This window comes from Streptomyces sparsus, from assembly GCF_054776295.1.
In genome coordinates this window covers 1-699 of sequence record NZ_BAAHCA010001558.1, presented here as the reverse complement: position 1 = coordinate 699, position 699 = coordinate 1, and the positions used below count along the sequence as shown (strand labels likewise).

At 73.8% G+C, this 699-nt stretch carries 1 pseudogene; it reads left to right on the top strand.

The features are described 5' to 3' along the window. Positions 1–268 precede the first annotated feature (268 nt). Positions 269–699: pseudogene (locus ACYVE9_RS29590) on the top strand (iron-sulfur protein); the annotation flags it as partial.

Genomic DNA, 699 nt, shown 5'->3' with positions numbered 1-699 from the left:
TGCACGTGCTCACCGCGGGCGGACTCGCCGGCCCGCGGCAGGCCCTGCTGCCGTGCGCCGCGGCTCAGCTGCGCGGGAACAGCGCGGTCCGTGCCCTGGCCGGCGGTCCGTATGAGCGGCTCCGCTCCGGTCTGCTCCATCTGCCCCCTCCTGTCCCCTCCTGATGTCCGAAGAGCACGATAGGCGGAGAGTGCCGGAGATCAAACCTCGACACGATCGGGTAAGGTTAGGCTTACCTGCTAACGATCGTGGAATCGGGAACCGCCGCATGGCCCTCACCGCCCTCGCTCCAGCCTCCGCCGCACCCGCCGCGGAATCCCCACTCGCCCCCGCCTACGCACGGCTGGCGGAGGTCCTGCCCAGCATGCGGATCGAGGAGTTCGACGGCCCGCTGCCGCAGGGCGCCGGCTGGGTGAGCGCGGACGATCTCGCGGCCGGCGGCGCCCCCCTCGAGTCGTTCCTCGCCTGGGACGACGCGCAGGTACAGCGGGACTACGGCCGCCGGGCCCGACCGGACGTGGTCGCCTCCTTCGGCCTGCACCGCTACGCGTGGCCCGCGACGCTGCTCATCACCATTCCCTGGTTCCTGCACCGCCGGGTCCCGCGCCTCCCCGCAGGCAGCGTCGCCTTCCACCGCGCCCGTGGCCTGCTGGCCGTCCGCACCGGGGCGTTCGCCTGCCTGCCGGCCGACCCGGCCGC